The following is a 20,557-nucleotide window of genomic DNA, read 5'->3' on the forward strand; positions in this document are numbered from 1 at the left end:
ATGCTTAAATTCTAAAGTGACATTTTCATCCGATAATTAGAACCCTTTTTAGGTGACATTTTCAAAAGTTATTGACATAGATAAAATTAACAAACCGCCCTCCCCAGACATCACACTTCAATGAAATGAGCCTCACTCAAACGAGCGAGGCTTTAACTATCGTCGCGTAATCCAGCAGCCGGCATTCACCCATCCAATGGTGAGATAGTGAGTTTTCTATATCTATTTTATAAACTCGCTCTTAGTAAAAAAAATATACAAATATATAAAAATAGAGTTTCAGAAAACGATCTTAAAATCTCACTATCTCACCATGTTGCCAGAAATAAAAAAAGCCCATTCCCCAGTATCCGCCTGCTGGAGAATGGGCCTCATTGTTATGCTTCGTTCTTCAATAAATTAAACGCATCGTAACATTTTATCATCATTCCATGACACATTTTGCATTTAAATCGCAGCTTTCTATCTTTTTAATATAATCTAAATAAATGTTTTGATATAAGTATAAGAATGATTAAAATTATTAAATCAGTGGAAAAATGATTAGGAGAGAATATTGTGACTAAAATTTCAGCATGTGTAATAACCAAAAATGAAGCAACGTGTATTAGTCGTTGCCTACAAAGTGTAAGGGATATTGCTGATGAAATGATTGTTGTAGATACTGGTTCCACAGATGATACGGTAAATATTGCCGAACAATTAGGAGCCAAAGTTTTTCACTATCAATGGTGTAATGATTTTGCGGCGGCACGAAATTATGCGTTGGACCAGGCTAAAGGAGATTGGATTATTTTTTTGGATGCCGACGAGTATATTGCAGCTGACAAAATTAAAAATGTTCGCCTGGTTATTGACAAAATTCATGGTGACCGGAGAATTGAAGCTGCAAGGTGCCTGATGATCAATCTGGAAGGGGTTGGTGGTTCGCTTAGAAGCTCTAATCCAAGTTTGAGAATATTCCGTAATTCCCAGGTTATTCGTTACAAGGGGAGCGTCCATGAAAGTATCTATAAACGTGGAAAACCTGTCAAAACGATAAATGTTAATAACCAATTAATTGTTATCTATCACACAGGTTATACAAAAGAAATAGTAATCGAAAAGATACGACGTAATACAGTTTTATTGGAAGAAGAATTGAGGAAAGGCATTGTTCGCGAATCTACATATTACTATCTAAGTGATGGTTATTGGCGAAATGGAGAACATGAAAAAGCAATAGATTTTGCACAAAAAGCAATCAACCATTTGGATCGGATGAACAATGCGCTGGTTTATAAACCCTATGTGATTTTAATAAGTAGTATGACCAATTTAAAAACATATAGTGAAAAAACCGTTACTGCAATCTGTGACGAGGCACTAGAAAAATTTCCGCATCATCCTGAGATCTGGCTGCTTCAGGGTCTTTATTATCTAAGTGTTGGGCGTTACGAAAAATCATTAACATCATTACTGAAGGCGATTGAAACTAACGCTTGTTATAACGATTTTAATAGAAATAATGATTTTTATGCTTTAAGCCCGCAGGCTTATTTTAATATTGGCCAAATTTATGAAATGAAGAATCAATTAGCTCAAGCACTTGATTATTATGCCAAAGCATTGCAACAGGAGAAATCTAATCAACTAGCGTTTATCGGGCTTATTTCATTGATCAGAAAACAAGATCCAGCGGATGTCGTTTTCTTTTTGAATACTTTATATAATATTGACGATGAAAGTGACATTAGATTCCTGGTAGAGAATTTGTCACGATTAAAAGTAAAAAAAGTGCTTGATTATTATCATCAAATTTTACGGAGTGGTGCTGTTAACTAATTACAAAGTTGAAGAAGTTTTCCCGATTTTCGCTGATTCCTTCCGCAAACATGGCGATTATGATATGGAATTGTTGGCTGTGGTATCATTGCTTATTGGCGGAAGCCCAGATTGGGTAGATTTATTAGGGCCTCAATTACATCATTCATTTAGAAAAATGATTGTTGCTTTTTTTCAATTAGAAAAGGATATTCAATTATCAGCCGATGATTTTCCGTTTTTTTGTGATTTAGTCATGGAAATGACCCATTATGACAGTCATAAACAGACGGAAACATTTTTACAATTGGCGAAAAGATTTTTTTCAGAAGAAACCTCTGCCCAAATCGGCACTATTCTTTTAAAACAGGGTTTTTTTCACTACGCATTGGATATGTATTTGTACTATATAAACAGAGCAAGTTCGGTAGCAAAGCTACCAAAGCTTTTTTATTGCGAGGCCGGATATTGTTGTTATAGATTAAAAGATTTTTCAAGAGCAGCAAATTATTTTTCACAGGCATTGGAATTCGGCTATCGTAAAAATAATATTTTTGATTTTCTGGAATGGTCATATCAGCAATGCCCTGATGAAGTGATTAAAGAAAAATTCGAACTGATAAAAGAATTATACAGTAAGTAGAAATGAATTATAAGAAAGTAATAATCATTAAATAACTCCTCTGCAAATAAAAAAATCCCCTAACCGGAATAAACCGGCTGGGGAATTCGTTATTGATGCTTGTTCTATTGATATATGTAGTCTTTGCATTTCATACAGCTCACCTTGTTTTGCCACATAAAAAAACCGCCCTAGTTGAATTGCTTAATTCGTTCAAGTATCTCCGATCCAAAACAATCGGTCTTTGTATAAATCTTTAATTGGTTCTATCCTTCCTCGCTTTTTGCATTTAGAAAGATTCCGCCGACGGCATCCTAATATTTGCATCGCTTCATGATCATTGTTACACCGGATGATTAATCTTGAAATCCGTTTTTTCATCGGTGAAAGATGAAGTATCAAGCTTAATGGTAACCTGTAGAGTATCATTATCAACAAATCTTGAAGTGAAATCCTGGCCATGAATAGCATGCTCCCATACTCCCGCCTGCGTTCCTACAATATCAAGCCGATCAGCATTGGCAGTATCAGTAGAGGCACTCATGGACAGAAGATATCCTATCCGTATTTTTTTGGACGTTCCAAGCAAAGTCACCAGTTCATCGCTAGTCAAAACCGCCACTGTTGCCGGCAACATGCCGCTGGCTTTAACATCCGCTGCAGTAGCTTGAACAACTCCCCAAGCAGTGCCGTTCCAGGCTTTCCAGGTAGTACCGCTATCCACAGAAAGAATGATCTTGACCACACCACTGCCAGCTACATTGCATACGGGGTCAATTTGAGTCAGTTTGCTGAAGTTGCTAACATCGACATCACTTGTAGCCAAAATAAGCTTATCGTTAAGTACTGCAGTCAGTGTAAGATTAACCGTATTAACCGTAGTAGCCGTAGTAGCCGTGCTATCAGATGTATAACGAAGGATTTGGAATTTACCTAATGAACTTAGTTGTTCCGCAGAAGGAACCGAAGTCATGCCGTCTGACTGGAAGTATGCCAACTTTTGAGCTTCCGTCAAATTTGCCCAGTCAGCCGTTACCAGAACCCAACTTGTACCATATTTCATGGCAGCACCGGAGGAAGAAAGAACTAAGTAGACCGTAGAAGAAACAGCAGTAGTATCCTCTATAAGTACCTCTGGGATAGCTACAACATTGGATAAACCTGACACAACAACAGGAGTAGTCTTATCAGTGGTTGTGCCATCACCAAGTTGACCAGAATTGTTAACTCCACACACTTTCACTGTACCATCGTCCATAAGGAAAACAGTGTACCCATTACCACCCCTTATCTGTTTTACACCGGATATACTAACAGCAACAGGAGTAGTCTTAGTTTGGGTTGTGCCATTGCCTAGTTGAACAGAATTGTTACATCCACACCCAATCACTGTTCCGTCATCCTTAAGAAAGATCGTGTGAAAACTACCTGCTGATATCTGTTTTACATCAGATAAACCAGAAACAACAATAGGAGTACTCCTACTAGTCGTTGTACCATCACCCAGTTCACAATCAGCATTATATCCACATGCTTTCACAGTACCATCATCTAAAAGAAAAACCGTGTGATTGTAACCTGTTGCTATCTGTTTTACACCAGATAAACCTGGCACAACAACAGGGGTACTCCTACTAGTGGTTGTATCATAAGTGTTCGGCCTCTACGATACGCAAATGATTTGCGCCAGCATTCCCATCCTCGTTAAATCTTTGGAAGAAAGTTTGATAAGTTAAACTGGCCCGTGCAAACTCACAAACGTTATATAAGTCCCGCCAAGAAGCTTCCGAAATAGTTCCCACTGCTGCTCCATAGCGGTCGACATTCTCACGGAATTCTTCTTTTAGTAGTGTTGCCCAGGAATTTTTTACAATTTCTCTAAAGTCAGCATTTGAAGTGGCATTACTGATGGTAAGACTACGTTTCACCTGCAGACTCAATCGCCCTAATTCCCCACTATTTGAGTATGCGTCAACGATTATGTCATCTAGTGGCTCACCAAAAGCTGTCTGCTGGAGGGCGACCCGACTAACAATTCGATTATTTAATGCCGGTGCAGTATCTTCTCCAAGCAAAGCCACCATGTAAAAAGCAGCAACGGTAGCTTCAAAGCTAAAGCCCGCTCCCCCGGTAAGTTCAGAAGATTGAGTCATTTTATCAAACTCCTTAGATTTACAAATAGACTTTACGCACACTAATCTAATCAAAAAATGCTCCATTAGACATCATGTATTAATTTTTCTATGTATGAAAAGCAATTCCTGCCATTTAACTTATACATAATTGTAGAATTTGCTGTATCACCGCGCAGTTCGCGGTTTCCTTGCTGCCGACAGGCTCGTTGCACGGGACGCGGCGGCATGGGGTTGGCCGCTGTGACCGGTGCGCGCTCTGCCAGGCAAACTATTACAAACAAAGCAGGCTTACGATGTGCGGCCACACGGTCTTGGTGGCTGCTCATGGTAAGCCGTTTTAGTGGGCTGTAGGCAGTGAACGGAGACTTCCCCTCCCGTTTGTTCACCGGGAGGGGAGAAAGGGAAGGGTTCATCGAAGCGAAGCCAGGTCGTCTGCTGCTGCCGCCGTCTGATTGCCACCAAACTGAGTGGAGGCCCTGCCGTGGCTGCGTACCCCCAAAATAATTCGGCCGCACCTTAGCGGGGGGCTTGGGGGGTAGTCCTTCCCGTAAGGATGCCCGAAGTCCTCACTTGCCCCCGAATTGAATCGCGGCCCACAGCTTTCCGGCAAAGCCAGTTAGGAGGGATAGGGGGTTCGGGGGAAAGGGAGGACGGAGAGTGGACACATGCTTTTGGTGTCCACGGGGCGGGACGGGCGCAGCCACGGCAGGGATGGAACGGTATATAGCGTTTGACTCAGGCGAGTGGCGGCAGGTGGCCTGGCGGAGCGGTTGCTTTCGTTCTTTGTTGTTCGTTCCCGGCGGTCGGCAAGACGTCTGGTTGAGTCGGTCGATGATTTTCCGGCCGGATCTGCCAGAGTGTCCTGCCGAAGCCCCGCGCAGCGTGCGGGGCCAGCCAACGTTCCCCGTTCCCCCGGCAGGTCTGGGTGCGAGAGAAAGGAGCTCCCTGGCCTGCTCCCCTGCCAAGCTGACAATAGCCGCCCGGCAGGATACGACTCTAAGCGCCAGCTATAGCGTGGTATCCGTTGTACCGGCACTGAGCGGAGCAGCCCGAGGACGGCAGGCGGAAGACGCGCCAACGGCTGCAGCGCCGCCCGTAGGGATGCGGAGCGGGCCTGCGAACTTTGTGGCGTGAAGATACTCTGCTAATCCATTGCGTTATGAAACAAAAAAGGGGAATTAATCCTTGACAAAAATCACCAGCAGCTTTATAATTTGACCTGTTCAAATATTTATTGAGGTGAAGCATATGGCGCGTACTCCCCAAGACCCCCAAATTCGAGTCGATGAAATTTTAGATACTGCCGAGCCTCTATTTTCGGCAAATGGCTACCGTAAAACAACCATACAGGATATTACCAGCAAAATGAGCGTCGCCAAAGGAATGATCTATTATTATTTTAAATCCAAAGACGAAATACTGGAAGCAGTGATTGACCGTCAAATCTCTTTCCTGTTAGATGATATTAAACAAATGGTCTATTCCGACGATCTTATTCCGCCACGCAAAATCGAGTTACTGGTAACCGCCATTTTTCATACGGCACAATATAAAGACGGTTTGCTCTTGGAGATTTTATATGATGAAAAGAATATACATATCAAAAACAAAATGTTCCACCAAGGTACTCTCTTACTTAAACCATGGCTCCTAAAAGTAATTGAGGATGGAATTCAGAAAGACTGTTTCCACGTTGCTAATCCCGCTATTGCCATGAATTTTATCCTGTCGACTCTGGAATGCATCACGGACGCATTATGCGAGAAAACATCGAATGAACTCATGGCCTGCCATTTAAATATAGCTGAGTCTATCATCGAAAAAATATTGGCCTTGCCGGAAAATACTTTGCATTTATCACTTGAATAAAAAAATTAACAAACTAATTCCAACAGAATTTGTTGGATGGTTTTTTTTAAACATTAATTGAACGGGTCAAAAAATAATTTTATTTTCACCACATGACACAAAACCAACCGATCCTACCTTTCTCATTGAGCGTAGCCATACTTCCATGAAGAATAAAAGATTATCCCAGATACCATCTTGCATTTGCCAATGAATGGGGTAAATCTTCTACAGACCTCATATACCAGCGATCATTCTCTGGATATTTTTTATATCTTTTATTTGAACCGGTCAAATTTTATTGTGGCATTTGGAAATACGTACTCATTTATGAATGGGAAAGGAGTAGTACAGTGTGCAAAAATTTACAAGAACTAACCATTAAAGGCATCCCGATTCGAGCTGATCCTTCCTTATCACCAAAAGAAATCCACCAAATCGTCTGTGAAATTGTTCAGGAATGGACGTGGGAAGGACGAAAACTAGGAAAAATTGAGCTTATCTGCGCGGGAGGATGGGTGCATATCTGCTCTTATGAAAAACCTATTATCCAACTCATCCCCGCAAAATATGTTAAGGAGTGAAAATATGCAACCGTTTCTTTGGTTTTCTAAAGTACCCAGGAAAAAATTGTATTACGCGTTAGCTGCAGCAGCCGTTTTTCTCTGTGTTGGCGGTATTGTCATCTGGAAAGGACACAACCAATCCCACACTGTAACTCAGGATATCTCTCTGGTACGCACTGCTATGATTGGTGCTGCCAATACCATGCAGGGCTATACCTACTCCGGGGAAGTGCGCGGCCGCTATGAAAGCCAGCTGGCTTTTCAGGTCACCGGTAAAATTATAAGACGCAATGTACAACTTGGCAGCACGGTGAGCACCGGCGATGTTCTCATGCAGATTGACCCACGGGATCTGCAGCAGACCGTTAACAGTACTTCGGCTCAGGTTTATTCCGCCGAGTCGCAGCTGAGACTGGCGGAAAGCAACTTACACCGCTACCAGCAGCTATATGCGCAAAATGCCATCAGCCACGCCCAGCTGGACCAATACGAAAATGCCTATGAAGTGGCCCAGGCAGGCGTTCGTCAGGCATCGGCCCAATATGCGCAAGGTTCTAACCAATTAGATTACAGTCTGCTCTATGCCGATAAATCCGGCGTTATTTCCAGTATCAGCGCCGAAGCCGGTCAGGTGGTCAGCGCCGGTCAGACGGTACTGACCATTGTTCAGGACGGAGAGAGAGAAATTGAGATCAGTGTACCGGAAAACCGCATTGAAGAATTACGTAAGGCAACACAGCTTACCGTATCCTTCTGGGCTCTCCCCAATATAAAAACAGAGGGCAGTGTTCGGGAAATTGCACCCATGGCCGACCCGACAACCCGCACCTATAAAGTGCGCATCAGCTTGCTTAACCCACCGCCGGAAATTAATCTTGGCATGACGGCCGCCGTTAGCGTCGTTAGCGCCAACGGTCAAAAAGCGGAGGGCGCCCTTATCCCTCTGTCGGCTATCTATCAAACAAATGATACTCCTAACGTATGGATTGTAACGGACAATAGTATCCATTTACGCGCGGTTCAAATTGGCAGCTTCGGTAATGCTGAGGTTCAGGTCCTCTCCGGGCTAAATCCGGGCGACACTATCGTAACAGCCGGCGTCCATAAGCTGCACGAAGGCCAAACCGTGCGGATAGCGGACGGTGATAACCAATGAAATCCTTCAATTTAACCGCATGGGCCCTCAATCATAAACAATTGGTATACTATTTCATTTTTGTCATTTTCCTTGGCGGAATTTTTTCCTATCAAAACCTGGGACGGATGGAAGATCCCGACTTTACTATTCGACAAATGGTGGTTACCGTAAACTGGTCGGGCGCTACCGCCCGTCAGATCGAAGAACAGGTTACCGATAAAGTTGAAAAAAAACTGCAGGATACTCCTGGACTGGATTACCTCAAAAGCTATTCCCGGCCAGGGCAGTCCATTATCTACGTTGTTTTAAAAGATGATGCCGTCACCGAAAGTCAAATCCGACCCACCTGGCTGGAAGTGCGCAATATGGTTAATGATATCAAAGCCACTCTGCCACAGGGCGTTGACGGTCCTTATTTTAACGACCGGTTTGATGATGTATACGGTTCTATTTATGCCCTGACCGGTGACGGATATACTTATGAAGAATTACGGGAAAGAGCGGAAACTATCCGCCGAACCCTGCTGGGTGTCCCCAATGTAAAAAAAGTGGAACTTGTCGGTGTGCAAACGGAAAAAATTTATATTGAAATGGAAACGGTTAAGCTGGCGCAGCTCGGGATGACTCCAGCGGATATTACCAATGCCGTGCAGGCACAAAATGCCATGGCACCGTCTGGCATGCTGGAAACTTCTTCGGATAATGTCTATCTGCGCATCACTGGCATGTTCGAAAATCTGAACGATCTGAAGAATCTTCCGATCCGTGCCGGCGGAAATACCTTTCGACTCGGAGATATCGCCAAAATTGAACGCAGTTATATTGATCCGCCGGACCCTAAAATGTATTACAATGGCCAGCCAGCCGTCGGCCTGGCCCTTTCGATGGAAAAGGGCGGCAATATTCTTACTCTGGGTGAAAACCTGGATAAAATTCTGTCCCAAATCAAAAAAGATTTACCAGCCGGTTTGGAATTGAATACCGTGTCCAATCAACCGAAAATTGTAAAATCATCCATTGACGAATTTGTAGAATCGTTGGCCGAAGCCGTCATTATCGTATTAATCGTCAGTTTTCTCAGCTTGGGTCTGCGGTCCGGCATGATTGTAACATTTTGTATTCCCCTGGTCATTGCCGGTGTATTTATCGCTATGAAAACGCTGGGAATCGATTTGCATAAAATTTCGTTAGGAGCGCTGATCATTGCCTTAGGTCTGCTGGTTGATGATGCCATCATCGTCATCGAAATGATGGTTGTAAAACTGAAGCAAGGCTGGAGCCGGTTTGATGCCGCCTGTTTTGCCTATACGTCCACAGCCTCCCCCCGCTTGACGGGAGCTTTGATAACCTGCGCCGGATTTATTCCGGTAGGGTTCTCTAAAGGAAGTGCTTCTGAATTTGTTGGCAGCATTTTTTCCGTAGTCACCATCGCTCTCTTGATATCCTGGGCAGCTGCCGGCATGGTCACACCCCTGTTTGGTTATAACCTGCTAAAAGTTTCTCCCGCCAGCAACACACAGGATTATGATATTTACGACACCAAATTTTATCGATTATTTAAAAAAATATTAGTAGGTTGTTTAACGCACCGTAAAAAAGTGCTGGCAGCCACTGTCCTTTGTTTTGTCGGCTCTATCTTCCTGTTAGGACTGGTAAAGCAAGAATTTTTCCCAGCCTCAACCCGGCCGGAATTAATTGTGGAAATACAGCTGCCGGAAGGAGCTTCCCTGCAGGCAACAGAGCAGGAAGCCGAACGCTTTGCCCAGCATTTTACGCAAGATAATAATATCGCCAGCTATACCTACTACGTAGGAGAAGGAGCGCCACGATTCGTTTTAACCGCTGATCCCAAGCTTCCCAATACCAATTTCGCTCAATTCGTCATTATAGCGAAAGATTCAAACGCCCGTACCGAACTATCGAAGAAGGCTCACGAACTGTTTGCCACTGAATTTACCAATGTACGCGGCAACATCAATCTCATAAAACTTGGCCCTTCTGATCCTTATCCGGTCATGCTCAGAGTCAGCGGCCCGAATCATGACAAAGTCCGTGAAATCGCCGGACAAGTGCGGGACAGCATGACCGCCAATCCCAATCTCACAGACACATTTCTTGATTGGAATGAAAAAAGCAAAGTCATGCATTTGGCTATTGATCAAGACAAAGCCCGAATGTTAGGACTGAATAGTCAAACACTGGCTTCCAGTCTCCAAGCCCTGCTATCAGGCACTGCGGTCACGGAATTTCGGGAAAAAGATAAAACCGTAAACATTGATTTTCGCGTTGATGGACAAAACCGTAATGACCTTTCCCGTCTTAAAGACCTAAATATCCATATTGGCAACGGCAAGTATGTTCCCCTCGATCAAATTGCCAAAATCAGCTACGATGCGGAAGAGGGCCTTATCTGGCGCCGTGACCTGAAACCTACGATTACCGTCCAAGCCAATACGATTGAAGGAGTAATGGGAAATGATGCAACCCAGGCTGTTTACGATAATCTAAAAGAACTACGCGCCTCCCTGCCGCCAGGGTACAGCATCGATATCGGCGGTCCTTTGGAATTGAGTACCAAAGCTACCCGCTGGCTGCTGCAGCCCGTACCGGTTATGGTACTCATCATCACGACTCTGCTTATGTTCCAGCTGCAAAGCATCCCTAAAATGGTTCTGACTCTCTTAACAGCACCACTCGGCATTATCGGCGTCAGCTTAGGATTATTGCTGACCGGACGCCCCATGGGTTTTGTCGTGCAATTAGGTCTGTTGGCACTGGCAGGCATTATAATGAGAAATTCCGTTATTCTCATTGACCAGATTGAACAGCAGCTCCAGGCTGGAGAACCCCTGTGGGATGCCATTATCAATGCTACCGTCGCCCGGTTCCGTCCCATTCTTCTAACCGCAGCGGCCGCGATTCTCGGCATGATTCCCCTTGTTTCCAGTGTTTTTTGGGGACCAATGGCCGTTGCCATTGCCGCGGGACTGTTTGGCGCCACCGTGCTGACACTGCTCGTACTGCCGACAATGTATGCCGCCTGGTATAAAGCCGAACCAAATCAAGCACCGTCACAGGATTCACAGGTAAAACCTGCCGAGCAGCCGTTTAATTTATAATAAAATTACAGGATATTGTTACCAGCGTCGCCGACACCTCACTTTTTCCATGGGAACGTACAACCTAACTTACCTGGAAGCTTTCATTCATGTTTTTAAAGAAACAACAACCATCCAGCTGATAAAAGAAACAATAACAACCAACGATATTCTTATTGTGATTGGTTGTCCTGCATCCATTCAGAAACTGACAAAATTGGCAGGAGGGTAAAAAAATGAACTTTGTTTTACCTAAAAAGTATAAAATACTTTTTCTCTATATAATGCAGGATAGCGTGCCACCCAGCACGCTATCTTCTAAAAACATCTTTCATTTTCGCAGCGAAATAATCAGCTGAATAATACTACGCGCCGCTTTCAGCCGTTCCGGGTGCTCCTTGTCCATATCTTCCGGCAGCACTTCCAGCACCGCATCAATTGTTGCCAGCCAGGCATCCCAGTTCATTGACCTTCCTCCTTCTGCCATTTCTTCTTCCGGGAAGCAACCGGGGTATTTCCGTCAACAGCATGCTCCTGGATCTCGTTATCCTGCTCCAGCGTAAAAGACTCAATCCGTTCCTCATCCTCCGGCGGTGGCCCATATACCGTTTTTAATTTCATTTTTTCGTGACCTCCATCCTTTCCACGCAATAGCACATTTTATTGATTGCATCGGTAAGTTCGGTAAGACGTTTTTCCAACCGTACCAAAAGGAATAAGGCCACGACCATGGGAAAACCGTATGTCGCCGCCAGGCGGGCCATTTCTTCCATAGCGTGACCTCCTTCTTCTAAGCCAACCCGGTTACCGCCAACTGGCGGATGCGTGCTTCCTCCACAGCCACGGCTTCCGCCAGTTCCGTCCGGGCCCTGGACAAGGCCGAATAGCTATACCCCAGCAAACCTAAGAGAGTACTGCTAGCTACCGTAAACCGCTCCGGCCAGCCTGCCCGGTTGCATAAATGCATAAGTACGCCCCAGAACGTCTGGGCATCGCTGGACAGCGGCTGGGTCAGCAAGCGCACATAAAAACCATTGAGCTCGGCAATGTAGTTCATGGATAAACCCGCTTCCACAATAAAAACTGCCGGATGACCGCCCAGCCAATTCCGCCCCACATCACGGAACTACACGTTTTAAACTGGCAGAAACAACGCCTACCTTGTCCACGGCCCGTTTGCGCAGCCATTCATTGGCCGCTTCCACATGAATCAAAAAACGGTTGCCTTCTTTCGATGCCGGGAAGTCCGGCAAATAGCACAACTCCCGGACGCGGTTCTGCCCGATTCCCGTCATCGCGGCAAATTCTTTTACTGACGCCATAATTTTTTCACTGCTCATTCTCCACGCCTCCTATGACATTTTGTAGTTCTACTATTACAATTTGTAGTATATAGCACATTCCAAAACTTTTCAATACATTTTGTAATTAATCATTTACAAAATGCTATATACCGTTTTAAAATAGGGATAACAAATAAAAAGTGATGGTGTGTGAAAAAGATGATAGTGTGTGTGATAAACCATGATTAATGAAAAAATCAAAACAGCCCGTGCCGATATGAACATGTCCCAGGCGGCTCTGGCCCGCGCCGTAGGAGTTAATCAATCAACCATAGCGTCCTGGGAGAAAGGCCGCACCGAACCGGACACGATAATGGTAGGACGGCTGGCCCAGGTATTGAAAGTAACAACTGACAATCTCCTCGGCATTCAATCCGAACAATTAGTCTTGCCCGAAGGAGTGGCCGACCTGGCAAAAAAAATAGCCGACCTGTCTCCAGGAGATCGGGCGGTGGTGGAAAAAGTGGTAGCTGCCTTAGGGGCAGACGACAAATCCAAGGTTGTCCCTGGTTAACCGGTGGATTCGAAAAATAATAAGTCAAAAGCGGTAAAAATTCATAACTAAAATTGATTATTACTGCAACTCGTTGCACTCACTAACCGCTGCACTATAAAAAGGTGGTGTGTGAAAATGGGAAAACGCGCAAATGGCGAGGGTTCTATCTATCGCCGCAGCGACGGCAAATGAACAGCCGCCGTTACCGTTGGACGGGACAAAAAATCCGTCAAGCTCGTTCGCAAAGTCGTTTACGGCAAAACCAAAGCCGAAGTCCAGGAAAAAAAATCGGTTCTCCTGGAAAAATGCAAAGCCGTATTCTATGTTGATGCCGACAGACTAACCGTCAAACAATGGGTGGAAAAATGGCTGGAAGTCTACGCCAAACCCTCTGTACGGGCTAATACCTTTCTGAGCTACGAGACCATGGCCAAAAACCATATCATTCCGCTCCTGGGTTTCATTAAGCTTTTGAAACTGCAACCCATCCATATCCAGCAAATGGTCAATGAGATCATCGCCAAAGGAGGATCTCCCCGTCTGGCGGAATATGTTTTTTCGATACTGCGCATTGCCATCCGTCAAGCTGTGAATGACCAACTGCTGTTACGCGCACCAACTGCGTCCGTGTCTCTGCCCCGCAAGCAAAAAAACGAAATTGAACCTCTAAAAACCGAAGAATGGGACAAGCTGCTGACAACAGCTCAAAAATCACCCGATATGTATACTGCCCTGCTGCTGGAATGGGCATCCGGCCTGCGGCGGGGTGAACTTTTAGGACTGCGCTGGAGCGATGTAAATTTTAACGCCGGTACCATAGACATTGCCCGGGCCGTCATCATTACCGACAGGCAGCCCATGCTGGCTGAGCCGAAAACCCTCACCAGCTACCGTCGCCTGCCTCTGCCCGTCACCGTAATGGACGAACTGCGGCAGCATAAAACTCGTCAAACGGCCGAACGGCTGAAAGCCGGCGAATGGCAGGATCAAAACCTCATCTTTCCGACAAATACGGGCGGTCTGCAAGACCCCCGCAACTGGTCCAAAAAATATGCCCGCATTATTACTGAGGCCGGACTCCGGCATATCAATTTTCATGTCCTGCGTCACGATCACGCCAGCCGCATGGTCGATAACAACGTACCGTTGAAGGATGCTCAATACCGGATGGGGCACAGCAGCGCCCGCATGCTTCTGGACGTATACAGCCACAGAGTAGACGGCGGCCAGGAAAAAATTTCAGCCTGGCTCACCGCCACCACTCCGGCAGCAGCTCTTAATCACTCTGAGAATATTCCACCTAAACAAAAAATCGTGAAGGCCAAATAACGGCCTTCACGATTTTTTATTCACCGCGTTGCTACACGGTTGCTACATTTTACTTAAAAAGGGTTTGCAGTAATCACTGCAAAGCCCTGAATTTCCTGGTGGGGTATACTGGTTTCGAACCAGTGACCTCTTGAATGTGAATCTAAACGCATTGTCTAGTTTACATTTTATTATGAAATTTAGATAACCATTCGTCCCTTTAATATCAAGCATCTATACCATTTTACATTATTTTACTTATCGGGCATTTTAGCAGTTTTAAGCAGGTTTTTGTCCCTTAAAGCAGGTCATAAGGGACATTTATAAGGGACAATGCTATAAAGAAGAGAAGTTGTACTTTTTTAAGTATTTATCTTTTTGATTACTGTTTAATTTTATTTCTAATTTCTTCAATTAATAAATGCATTGTCGTACCTGGACACATTTCAGATGGTTTATTATTACACTCAGCTTCCATTTGCTTCAATTTTTGTTGTGCTAAACTAATTGCTCGTTCTTCATTTCCGTATTTACATAGATTTGAGTATATATTTTGATCAGATTTTTTATACTCCTTACTTGTCTTTTTTTTAAAACAAGCATTAAATCCATCACAACATTGTACAGAATCTAAATATTTAGGCATTGTACCGAAATAGGCCTGAAACCATATTTCGATACAAGGATTGGACCATCCCACGTTAATATTATTATCGTGGGCTTTTTTAATAATTTTGTCAAAATCTTTTACTTGGTCCCGATCAAATACAATCCACGGAATTCTGTATTGTGGTTCAAGAAACACACTTTCTATACAATGATCAACTAAATCATCAGTCCTTGCTTCATGTACTTTTATAACCAATCTTTTATTTTTTAAATGGTCTGGGATGGAATCGCGCAATCCATACAAATAGTTTTGTTCGGTCTCTTGTGTATCTGTCACTATAAAGTAGTATCCTAATTCCGGGGTCCGGACAGAACTGAAATTCTGTTTTCGTATTTTTCGTTCTCCGCGTCTATCATCCTTTCCCATCTATTATTTCCTCCTTAAAGATTTGAATACTCTTCAAAGATGGAATAGCTCCATATTTTCCAATGAGATAATTTTTTTCATAACTCTCATCTTTACGAATTTTTAAACCATCCTCATTAACAAAATCCACAAGAGAATAAATATTAGATATACCGTTTTTATCTTTTTCTGTAAACCAAATTTCATCCCTACGAAGTAATTTATTAGATAACTGCCATGTGTCATGTGTTGTAAATATTAGTTGAGCATGTTCAGGATTTAATTTTGGATTTAGGAAAGTCAGAATAAAGTTACGTACAAGAAGAGGATGAAGACGCGCATTTAATTCATCCACAAATAAAACACTTCCATTTTCTAACACTTCCTGTAAACTTGGATACAGAGCAAACATTTTTAAAGTTCCGTCGGATTCTTGTTGCAAAGGTATTGTAGTATTTTCTTCTGTTCCTATTACATGGTGCAGAGTATCAATTTTGTAACCTTTCTTGTCTTTAGCTGATTCGCCATGATCTTCTTCTATATTAAATCCCTTAATTGATTCATCGAAAGATGCAAAGTACTCCAATACATTACTTTGAACTTCTTTGTCTTTAACAAAATTATCGGGAAGTAATTTTGAACGAAAATAGTTTTCTCCAGGATCCCCAAAATTGGTAAATTCATTAGAATAAAACCAATCACGAATTACTTTTAACTTTGCTATTTTTAGTTTTGCTCCTAGAGAAACAATAAGAACCTCTTTTTCCAAAGCGATTTCGATGTTTTCTTTGCTTTTAGACGGTAAGCCATCTAAATCCAATTCGTCTTTTGAACGATAAAATATTTTTTTAAACTTTTTAGCGGTTTTTGTTTTACTGTTCAACCATTCCTCAGTTACACCATCTTGATTAACACAAAATCCATAATTGTAAGTTTTCAAATTGTCCCGCGTGTCGATAAAATAGACTTCAAAACTAGATTCTGCATCTCTACTATTACTGTCAAATAGAAACGGAGTTGGTTTTACATAATGAGAATCTTGCTTTTGCTTCGAATCACTATCCCCACCAAATTGAAAAGATTGTGAAACGTAGTAAGCCATATACTCCAACGCTGCATAAACATTTGACTTGCCACTTGCGTTAGCACCATAAATTGCAACAACGGGAAGAAGCTTTTCGTTCCCAATGGCAATTACACTATTGGCATGTTCTGTTATTTGAGTAGCTGATAAATCTAATGTTACTTCATCCCTAAAGGATCTAAAATTTTTAAAATTAAATTGTATGAGCATTGTATCGCCTCCTTATAGCTACATTATATACAATTTCAATTAAAAATAAACGTTTTATGAGAAATTTCCTCGCAAAACGTTTATTTTTAATTGAAATTGTTGTTATAATTAAATTCTAAACATATTTTACTGTAAAAACACAAATTCATATTGGTTAACTTTCCTATAACTAAAAAAAGTCCCTACCTTGACCTAAGTCGAGATAGGGACTCACATTACTTCTGTACAGTTGCGTCTACGCCTGCGCCCGTATTAACGGCACTAGTATCAAGGCCTAAATGAGTAGCTACACTCTGCACCAAATTAGCCTCGTTCTGCTCAATAGCATTACAATAAATCGACCCAATAGTATTATTTCGGCTATCGTTCTGCCGCCTGATGAATAAGGTGGGTCCGTTATAACAGCGTCAACTGAGTTGCTAGGTAGTTGACGCAAAATCTCTAGAGAATCGCCTTGAATAATTTTATTGAGATATTGGTTCATTGAATTCCCCCTATTAGAATTATAAAGCATGTCTTTATTATAGAACGTGCGTTTGTTTTTAGTCAAAATAAAAAGCCCCCTATTCGGGCGACTCGCAATATAAAAAACGTTAACCTTTCCACTTTGAAAATTATATTGTTGAGATTGTTGAGAAAATGTTTTCTAAACAATTACCTATAGATAATTTGTCTTTAACGCATTCATATCCGTTATTTGAAATTTGAAGTCGTTCATTTTTGTGTGCAAGGTAATAGTCGATTTTATTTATTAAGTCGTCTGCGTTTTTATATATTGCCACATCAATGTTTGGTCGAATTAAATCATTGTAATTTTCTCTTTCGTCCAGTAATTCAAATGATCTTGTCCCTAATATGTCAAAAGTTCGTGGATTAATACCACTGTGGACTGCAGCATGTATATTTAAACAAATTCTGGAACGCCTATATAAATCAGCAACTTTTCCTGGGACAATTTTGTTATTTATTATGTATTTAAATAAGACTGGGTTATGTTTTTTGAATTGATACTTTTTCCAAAAATGCTTTTCATCATACCAGTTTCCGTATATTCTCATTGTTAAATGATGGTTAAATACGTACTCTGCTGCTTTTCGAAGTATATTTACTCTTTTTTCTGAGGCATTTCCTACGAAAATAATATCTATATCTTTTGGAATTTCTTGCGGAAAATATTTTTTATTGTTGTATCCGATAGGACAATACTCTGCTTCTATTCCAAACTGTTTTTTTATATAGGGGATATCATCACTTTCAAAAACAAAGACCCTGTCGTAATAGCAAAAGTTTTTATGGGTTTTAATCATAAAATCTCTTTTTACACTATCGAATAACCAAGTCACTATTTTTGTTTTCTTTTTCATAAAACGTAACAAATCAGTCTTTAATCCTGCCCCGTTAGTTAAAAAAACTAAATCAGGATTAAAGTCCAAATATATTTTTTTAATATTTTCGTTCATCTCTTTATAATAATTTTCTTTAAACCAAACAATTCCTAATTTATGCATCTTTTTCACAAAGTACGAGTACTGTTCTTCAAAGTCTTGGGTTCCAACAAAGCGAACATCGTGTCCACGATCTTTCAAATAACTTTTCAAATCAAAAAGCTCATCGTGAGGAATAGGAGAGATAAGTAAAATTTTCATATTTTGTCCTTTCGTAACATTTATTGTGTACCATTTTACTGGAAAAATAATTCATTAAAAATTTATTTGACAAAATATGACAAATTTCTGTAAGCAACAAACATAAAACCAAAGTAATTCGTTCTTTATGTTCCGAAGATTTAATTTCTGTCATATCTTTTCGTACTGATTTTGTTGGAAATTTTTCGTCTTCCACTATTTTATTTTTGAATGCTTTTTTTCATAACGATCTTTCCCCCACTTGTAAAATACTGTACTTGGAAGGAATATCCTGCCTGTAATCCAGTAGCCAGGGTCCATCCCTAATGGTGAGAAAGTGAGTTTTTTATACTATTTTTATAAACTTCGTTATTACGTAAAAAAATATATAAATATATAAAAATAGAGTTTCAGAAAGCGATCTTAAAATCTCACTATCTCACCCTGCTGCCGAAAATAAAAAAATGCTCCCTTGTTGGAGATACGAGAGAGAGAGCAAATGATGATAGGAGGTATGTAGGAACTGATCAAATCAGTATACTTGTAAAATAACATATAAATATGACAAAATTATGACAAAGCCCCCAACCGGAATAAAACGATTGAGAGCTTAAATATTTGATAAAAAATCAGAAGGGCTGGTAAATAAATCAATCTTTTTTCTTATTTTGTCATCAGGCCAATCCCACCATCTTATTTTGTTAAGTTTATCAATATATTCTTGACTGAATCTATATTTAATCACTTTTGCAGGAACACCAACAGCTATAGCATAATCAGGTATATTTTTATTAACTATAGCACCAGCACCTATTACTGCGCCGTTTCCTATTTTTACTCCAGGAAGTATAGTAACATTTGTTCCAATCCACACATCATTACCTATAATTACTGGTTTATGATCATCAAATTCCTCTTTATTTTCTTTACAGAATCCGAATCTTTTAAGATAAGCTATGGGGTTTGTAGTAACAATATTCAAGGGATGGTTGCTTTTAGCTAAGAAAATGTTTTCCGCAATAGAACAAAATGAGCCAATACTTCTTATCCCATCGGCATTATCATAGAACTGTTCAAAGCCATACGTATATTTTCCTATCGAAATATTGTGATAGCGGCATATAAAATATCTCAAAAGATTGTCTTTTTCCCCATATTCATTTTTTGATCGTTTTTTTATTAGTTTGGGAATTTTGTGAGTCCCCTTTATTTTAGCAATCAAATTACAAAATAAATAATCGCATCGAGTTATTTCATACGAGTCCGTTAATTTGTCCATAAAATCGCCTCAACAAAATAATAACATAACAGGGGTAATAATTGTAAATTTTTTTTAAAATAATGTCCATTCTCGGCATCTGTCAAAGAATGGGCTTTCAAACATACCCATGAAAGTAAAGTGACACTTTTACGTGATTTTGTCAACCAAACAAAAAATGCCGTCCAGCAGCACAAAGCTACCGGACGGCATTTAAAATTACCATTCAATTGCGTTCCACATAACAGTCCCGCCTTTTATTTCTTTCCCTTGAGCGTGAGCTATAGCTTCAAATCTTCCTTGCTCATACCCAACAGCTTCATAGGCTTTACTGTCGACTATAGTGGCGCCAACTTTAATTCTGTGGTCCTTTCGTAAATCGATCTTGTACACATCCACTTTTTGCTGATCAGCTGGCAACACATTGCCACTGCTATCTTTTGTTATTGGCGTGACAACAGTCCTATCCGTGTTTTCAAGTACAGCAGGTGGTAATGTTGGATCGTTATTTTTTATTTGCTGCTGGACAATATCGGCAGCTTTTTCTACTGTTGGAGCTGTCACATAATATGTCGCTGTTGACAATGTTTGACCGGCCTGAATCTTAGCAATTGCAGCAGCCAGTGATTTCGCGTTCTGCTCTGAAATATCCAGCTTGTTTTGTAGAGCATTAATGCTGTCCGTTAAATCCTGCGACATTACGACTGGTTGAGCCTCCTGCACTGCTACACTGGCATGATTACGACCAAGGAGATAAACACCAACCAGCAATAAAACAAGACCGCCGATAATCAGCGGTCTTTTGTGTTTCACAATGAAATTTTTCACCTTATCCACTTACACCACCCCCAGGGCACGCGCAACAGCAGCACCTACCTGCCACACAACAAAGGCCCCACCAACTAAAGCAACTTGCCACGAAACGCCATGCTTGGCACGGAAGTTTTCAGCGAAGGTGATTTCTTCTTCTTTTACTTTTTCAATTGAGGCTTGAATATCTTGTTCTAC

21 protein-coding genes are annotated in these 20,557 nt (G+C 41.5%); 9 read left to right on the forward strand and 12 right to left on the reverse strand.

The genetic code is table 11. The annotated features are described in order from the left end of the window. Positions 1 to 558: 558 nt before the first annotated feature. Complete coding sequence (locus Ga0466249_RS27630) at positions 559 to 1,824, forward strand: glycosyltransferase family 2 protein (protein ID WP_215832186.1); 1,266 nt, start codon at positions 559 to 561, stop codon at positions 1,822 to 1,824. 64 nt (positions 1,825 to 1,888) lie between these two features. Further along, positions 1,889 to 2,446 (forward strand): hypothetical protein, encoded by a 558-nt coding sequence (locus tag Ga0466249_RS24835; RefSeq protein ID WP_215832187.1) that lies wholly within the window; start codon positions 1,889 to 1,891, stop codon positions 2,444 to 2,446. Positions 2,447 to 2,768: 322 nt separating this feature from the next. Here the strand turns inward: Ga0466249_RS24835 and Ga0466249_RS24840 are convergent, their stop codons facing one another. Both Ga0466249_RS24840 and Ga0466249_RS24845 read right to left on the reverse strand, forming a co-directional pair. Then, positions 2,769 to 4,040 (reverse strand): RCC1 domain-containing protein, encoded by a 1,272-nt coding sequence (locus Ga0466249_RS24840; protein ID WP_215832188.1) that lies wholly within the window; start codon positions 4,038 to 4,040, stop codon positions 2,769 to 2,771. Between the two features lie 31 nt (positions 4,041 to 4,071). Then, positions 4,072 to 4,578, reverse strand: coding sequence for a hypothetical protein (locus Ga0466249_RS24845; RefSeq protein ID WP_215832189.1), 507 nt, complete (start codon positions 4,576 to 4,578; stop codon positions 4,072 to 4,074). Positions 4,579 to 4,668: 90 nt separating this feature from the next. Here Ga0466249_RS24845 and Ga0466249_RS24850 point away from each other — a divergent pair, with 90 nt between their 5' ends. From Ga0466249_RS24850 to Ga0466249_RS24870, 5 genes are all read left to right on the forward strand, one after another. Further along, on the forward strand, positions 4,669 to 4,911 hold the full coding sequence (locus Ga0466249_RS24850; protein ID WP_215832190.1) for a hypothetical protein: 243 nt from the start codon (positions 4,669 to 4,671) through the stop codon (positions 4,909 to 4,911). 897 nt (positions 4,912 to 5,808) lie between these two features. Further along, positions 5,809 to 6,429, forward strand: a complete 621-nt coding sequence (locus tag Ga0466249_RS24855) for a TetR/AcrR family transcriptional regulator (protein WP_215832191.1) — start codon at positions 5,809 to 5,811, stop codon at positions 6,427 to 6,429. A 332-nt stretch (positions 6,430 to 6,761) separates the two neighbouring features. Next, complete coding sequence (locus tag Ga0466249_RS24860; RefSeq protein WP_246589038.1) at positions 6,762 to 6,992, forward strand: hypothetical protein; 231 nt, start codon at positions 6,762 to 6,764, stop codon at positions 6,990 to 6,992. A 4-nt stretch (positions 6,993 to 6,996) separates the two neighbouring features. After that, positions 6,997 to 8,130, forward strand: coding sequence for an efflux RND transporter periplasmic adaptor subunit (locus Ga0466249_RS24865; RefSeq protein ID WP_215832192.1), 1,134 nt, complete (start codon positions 6,997 to 6,999; stop codon positions 8,128 to 8,130). After that, positions 8,127 to 11,231, forward strand: coding sequence for an efflux RND transporter permease subunit (locus tag Ga0466249_RS24870; RefSeq protein WP_215832193.1), 3,105 nt, complete (start codon positions 8,127 to 8,129; stop codon positions 11,229 to 11,231). The genes Ga0466249_RS24865 and Ga0466249_RS24870 overlap by 4 nt, the downstream gene beginning before the upstream one ends. 310 nt (positions 11,232 to 11,541) lie before the next feature. Here the strand turns inward: Ga0466249_RS24870 and Ga0466249_RS27390 are convergent, their stop codons facing one another. From Ga0466249_RS27390 to Ga0466249_RS24890, 5 genes are all read right to left on the reverse strand, one after another. Then, entirely contained in the window at positions 11,542 to 11,676 is a 135-nt protein-coding gene (locus Ga0466249_RS27390) for a hypothetical protein (RefSeq protein WP_281422706.1), read from the reverse strand. After that, on the reverse strand, positions 11,673 to 11,831 hold the full coding sequence (locus Ga0466249_RS24875; protein ID WP_215832194.1) for a hypothetical protein: 159 nt from the start codon (positions 11,829 to 11,831) through the stop codon (positions 11,673 to 11,675). Before Ga0466249_RS24875 ends, Ga0466249_RS27390 begins: the two co-directional genes overlap by 4 nt. Next, entirely contained in the window at positions 11,828 to 11,983 is a 156-nt protein-coding gene (locus Ga0466249_RS24880) for a YvrJ family protein (protein WP_215832195.1), read from the reverse strand. Before Ga0466249_RS24880 ends, Ga0466249_RS24875 begins: the two co-directional genes overlap by 4 nt. A 17-nt stretch (positions 11,984 to 12,000) precedes the next feature. Then, the gene (locus tag Ga0466249_RS24885; protein WP_215832196.1) at positions 12,001 to 12,177 is read right to left on the reverse strand and encodes a hypothetical protein; all 177 of its coding nucleotides are present in this window, start codon (positions 12,175 to 12,177) and stop codon (positions 12,001 to 12,003) included. Between the two features lie 151 nt (positions 12,178 to 12,328). Then, on the reverse strand, positions 12,329 to 12,550 hold the full coding sequence (locus Ga0466249_RS24890) for an excisionase (RefSeq protein ID WP_215832197.1): 222 nt from the start codon (positions 12,548 to 12,550) through the stop codon (positions 12,329 to 12,331). 184 nt (positions 12,551 to 12,734) lie between these two features. Here Ga0466249_RS24890 and Ga0466249_RS24895 point away from each other — a divergent pair, with 184 nt between their 5' ends. Then, on the forward strand, positions 12,735 to 13,067 hold the full coding sequence (locus tag Ga0466249_RS24895; protein WP_215832198.1) for a helix-turn-helix transcriptional regulator: 333 nt from the start codon (positions 12,735 to 12,737) through the stop codon (positions 13,065 to 13,067). Positions 13,068 to 13,346: 279 nt separating this feature from the next. After that, positions 13,347 to 14,378, forward strand: a complete 1,032-nt coding sequence (locus Ga0466249_RS24900) for a tyrosine-type recombinase/integrase (protein WP_281422708.1) — start codon at positions 13,347 to 13,349, stop codon at positions 14,376 to 14,378. A gap of 361 nt (positions 14,379 to 14,739) precedes the next feature. On the opposite strand, the gene Ga0466249_RS24905 is transcribed toward Ga0466249_RS24900, so the two are convergent. The 5 genes from Ga0466249_RS24905 to Ga0466249_RS24925 form a co-directional block, all read right to left on the reverse strand. After that, entirely contained in the window at positions 14,740 to 15,393 is a 654-nt protein-coding gene (locus Ga0466249_RS24905; protein ID WP_215832200.1) for an RloB family protein, read from the reverse strand. Next, entirely contained in the window at positions 15,380 to 16,666 is a 1,287-nt protein-coding gene (locus Ga0466249_RS24910; RefSeq protein ID WP_215832201.1) for an AAA family ATPase, read from the reverse strand. The genes Ga0466249_RS24905 and Ga0466249_RS24910 overlap by 14 nt, the downstream gene beginning before the upstream one ends. Positions 16,667 to 17,280: 614 nt before the next feature. After that, positions 17,281 to 18,312 (reverse strand): CgeB family protein, encoded by a 1,032-nt coding sequence (locus tag Ga0466249_RS24915; RefSeq protein WP_215832202.1) that lies wholly within the window; start codon positions 18,310 to 18,312, stop codon positions 17,281 to 17,283. A gap of 589 nt (positions 18,313 to 18,901) precedes the next feature. After that, a complete protein-coding gene (locus Ga0466249_RS24920) occupies positions 18,902 to 19,570 on the reverse strand; it encodes a CatB-related O-acetyltransferase (protein ID WP_215832203.1) in 669 nt (222 codons plus the stop codon). A gap of 198 nt (positions 19,571 to 19,768) precedes the next feature. Continuing rightward, positions 19,769 to 20,386 (reverse strand): glycoprotease, encoded by a 618-nt coding sequence (locus Ga0466249_RS24925; protein ID WP_215832204.1) that lies wholly within the window; start codon positions 20,384 to 20,386, stop codon positions 19,769 to 19,771. Between the last annotated feature and the right edge of the window lie 171 nt (positions 20,387 to 20,557).

This window comes from Pelorhabdus rhamnosifermentans (genome assembly GCF_018835585.1).
Classification (GTDB): domain Bacteria; phylum Bacillota; class Negativicutes; order UMGS1260; family UMGS1260; genus Pelorhabdus; species Pelorhabdus rhamnosifermentans.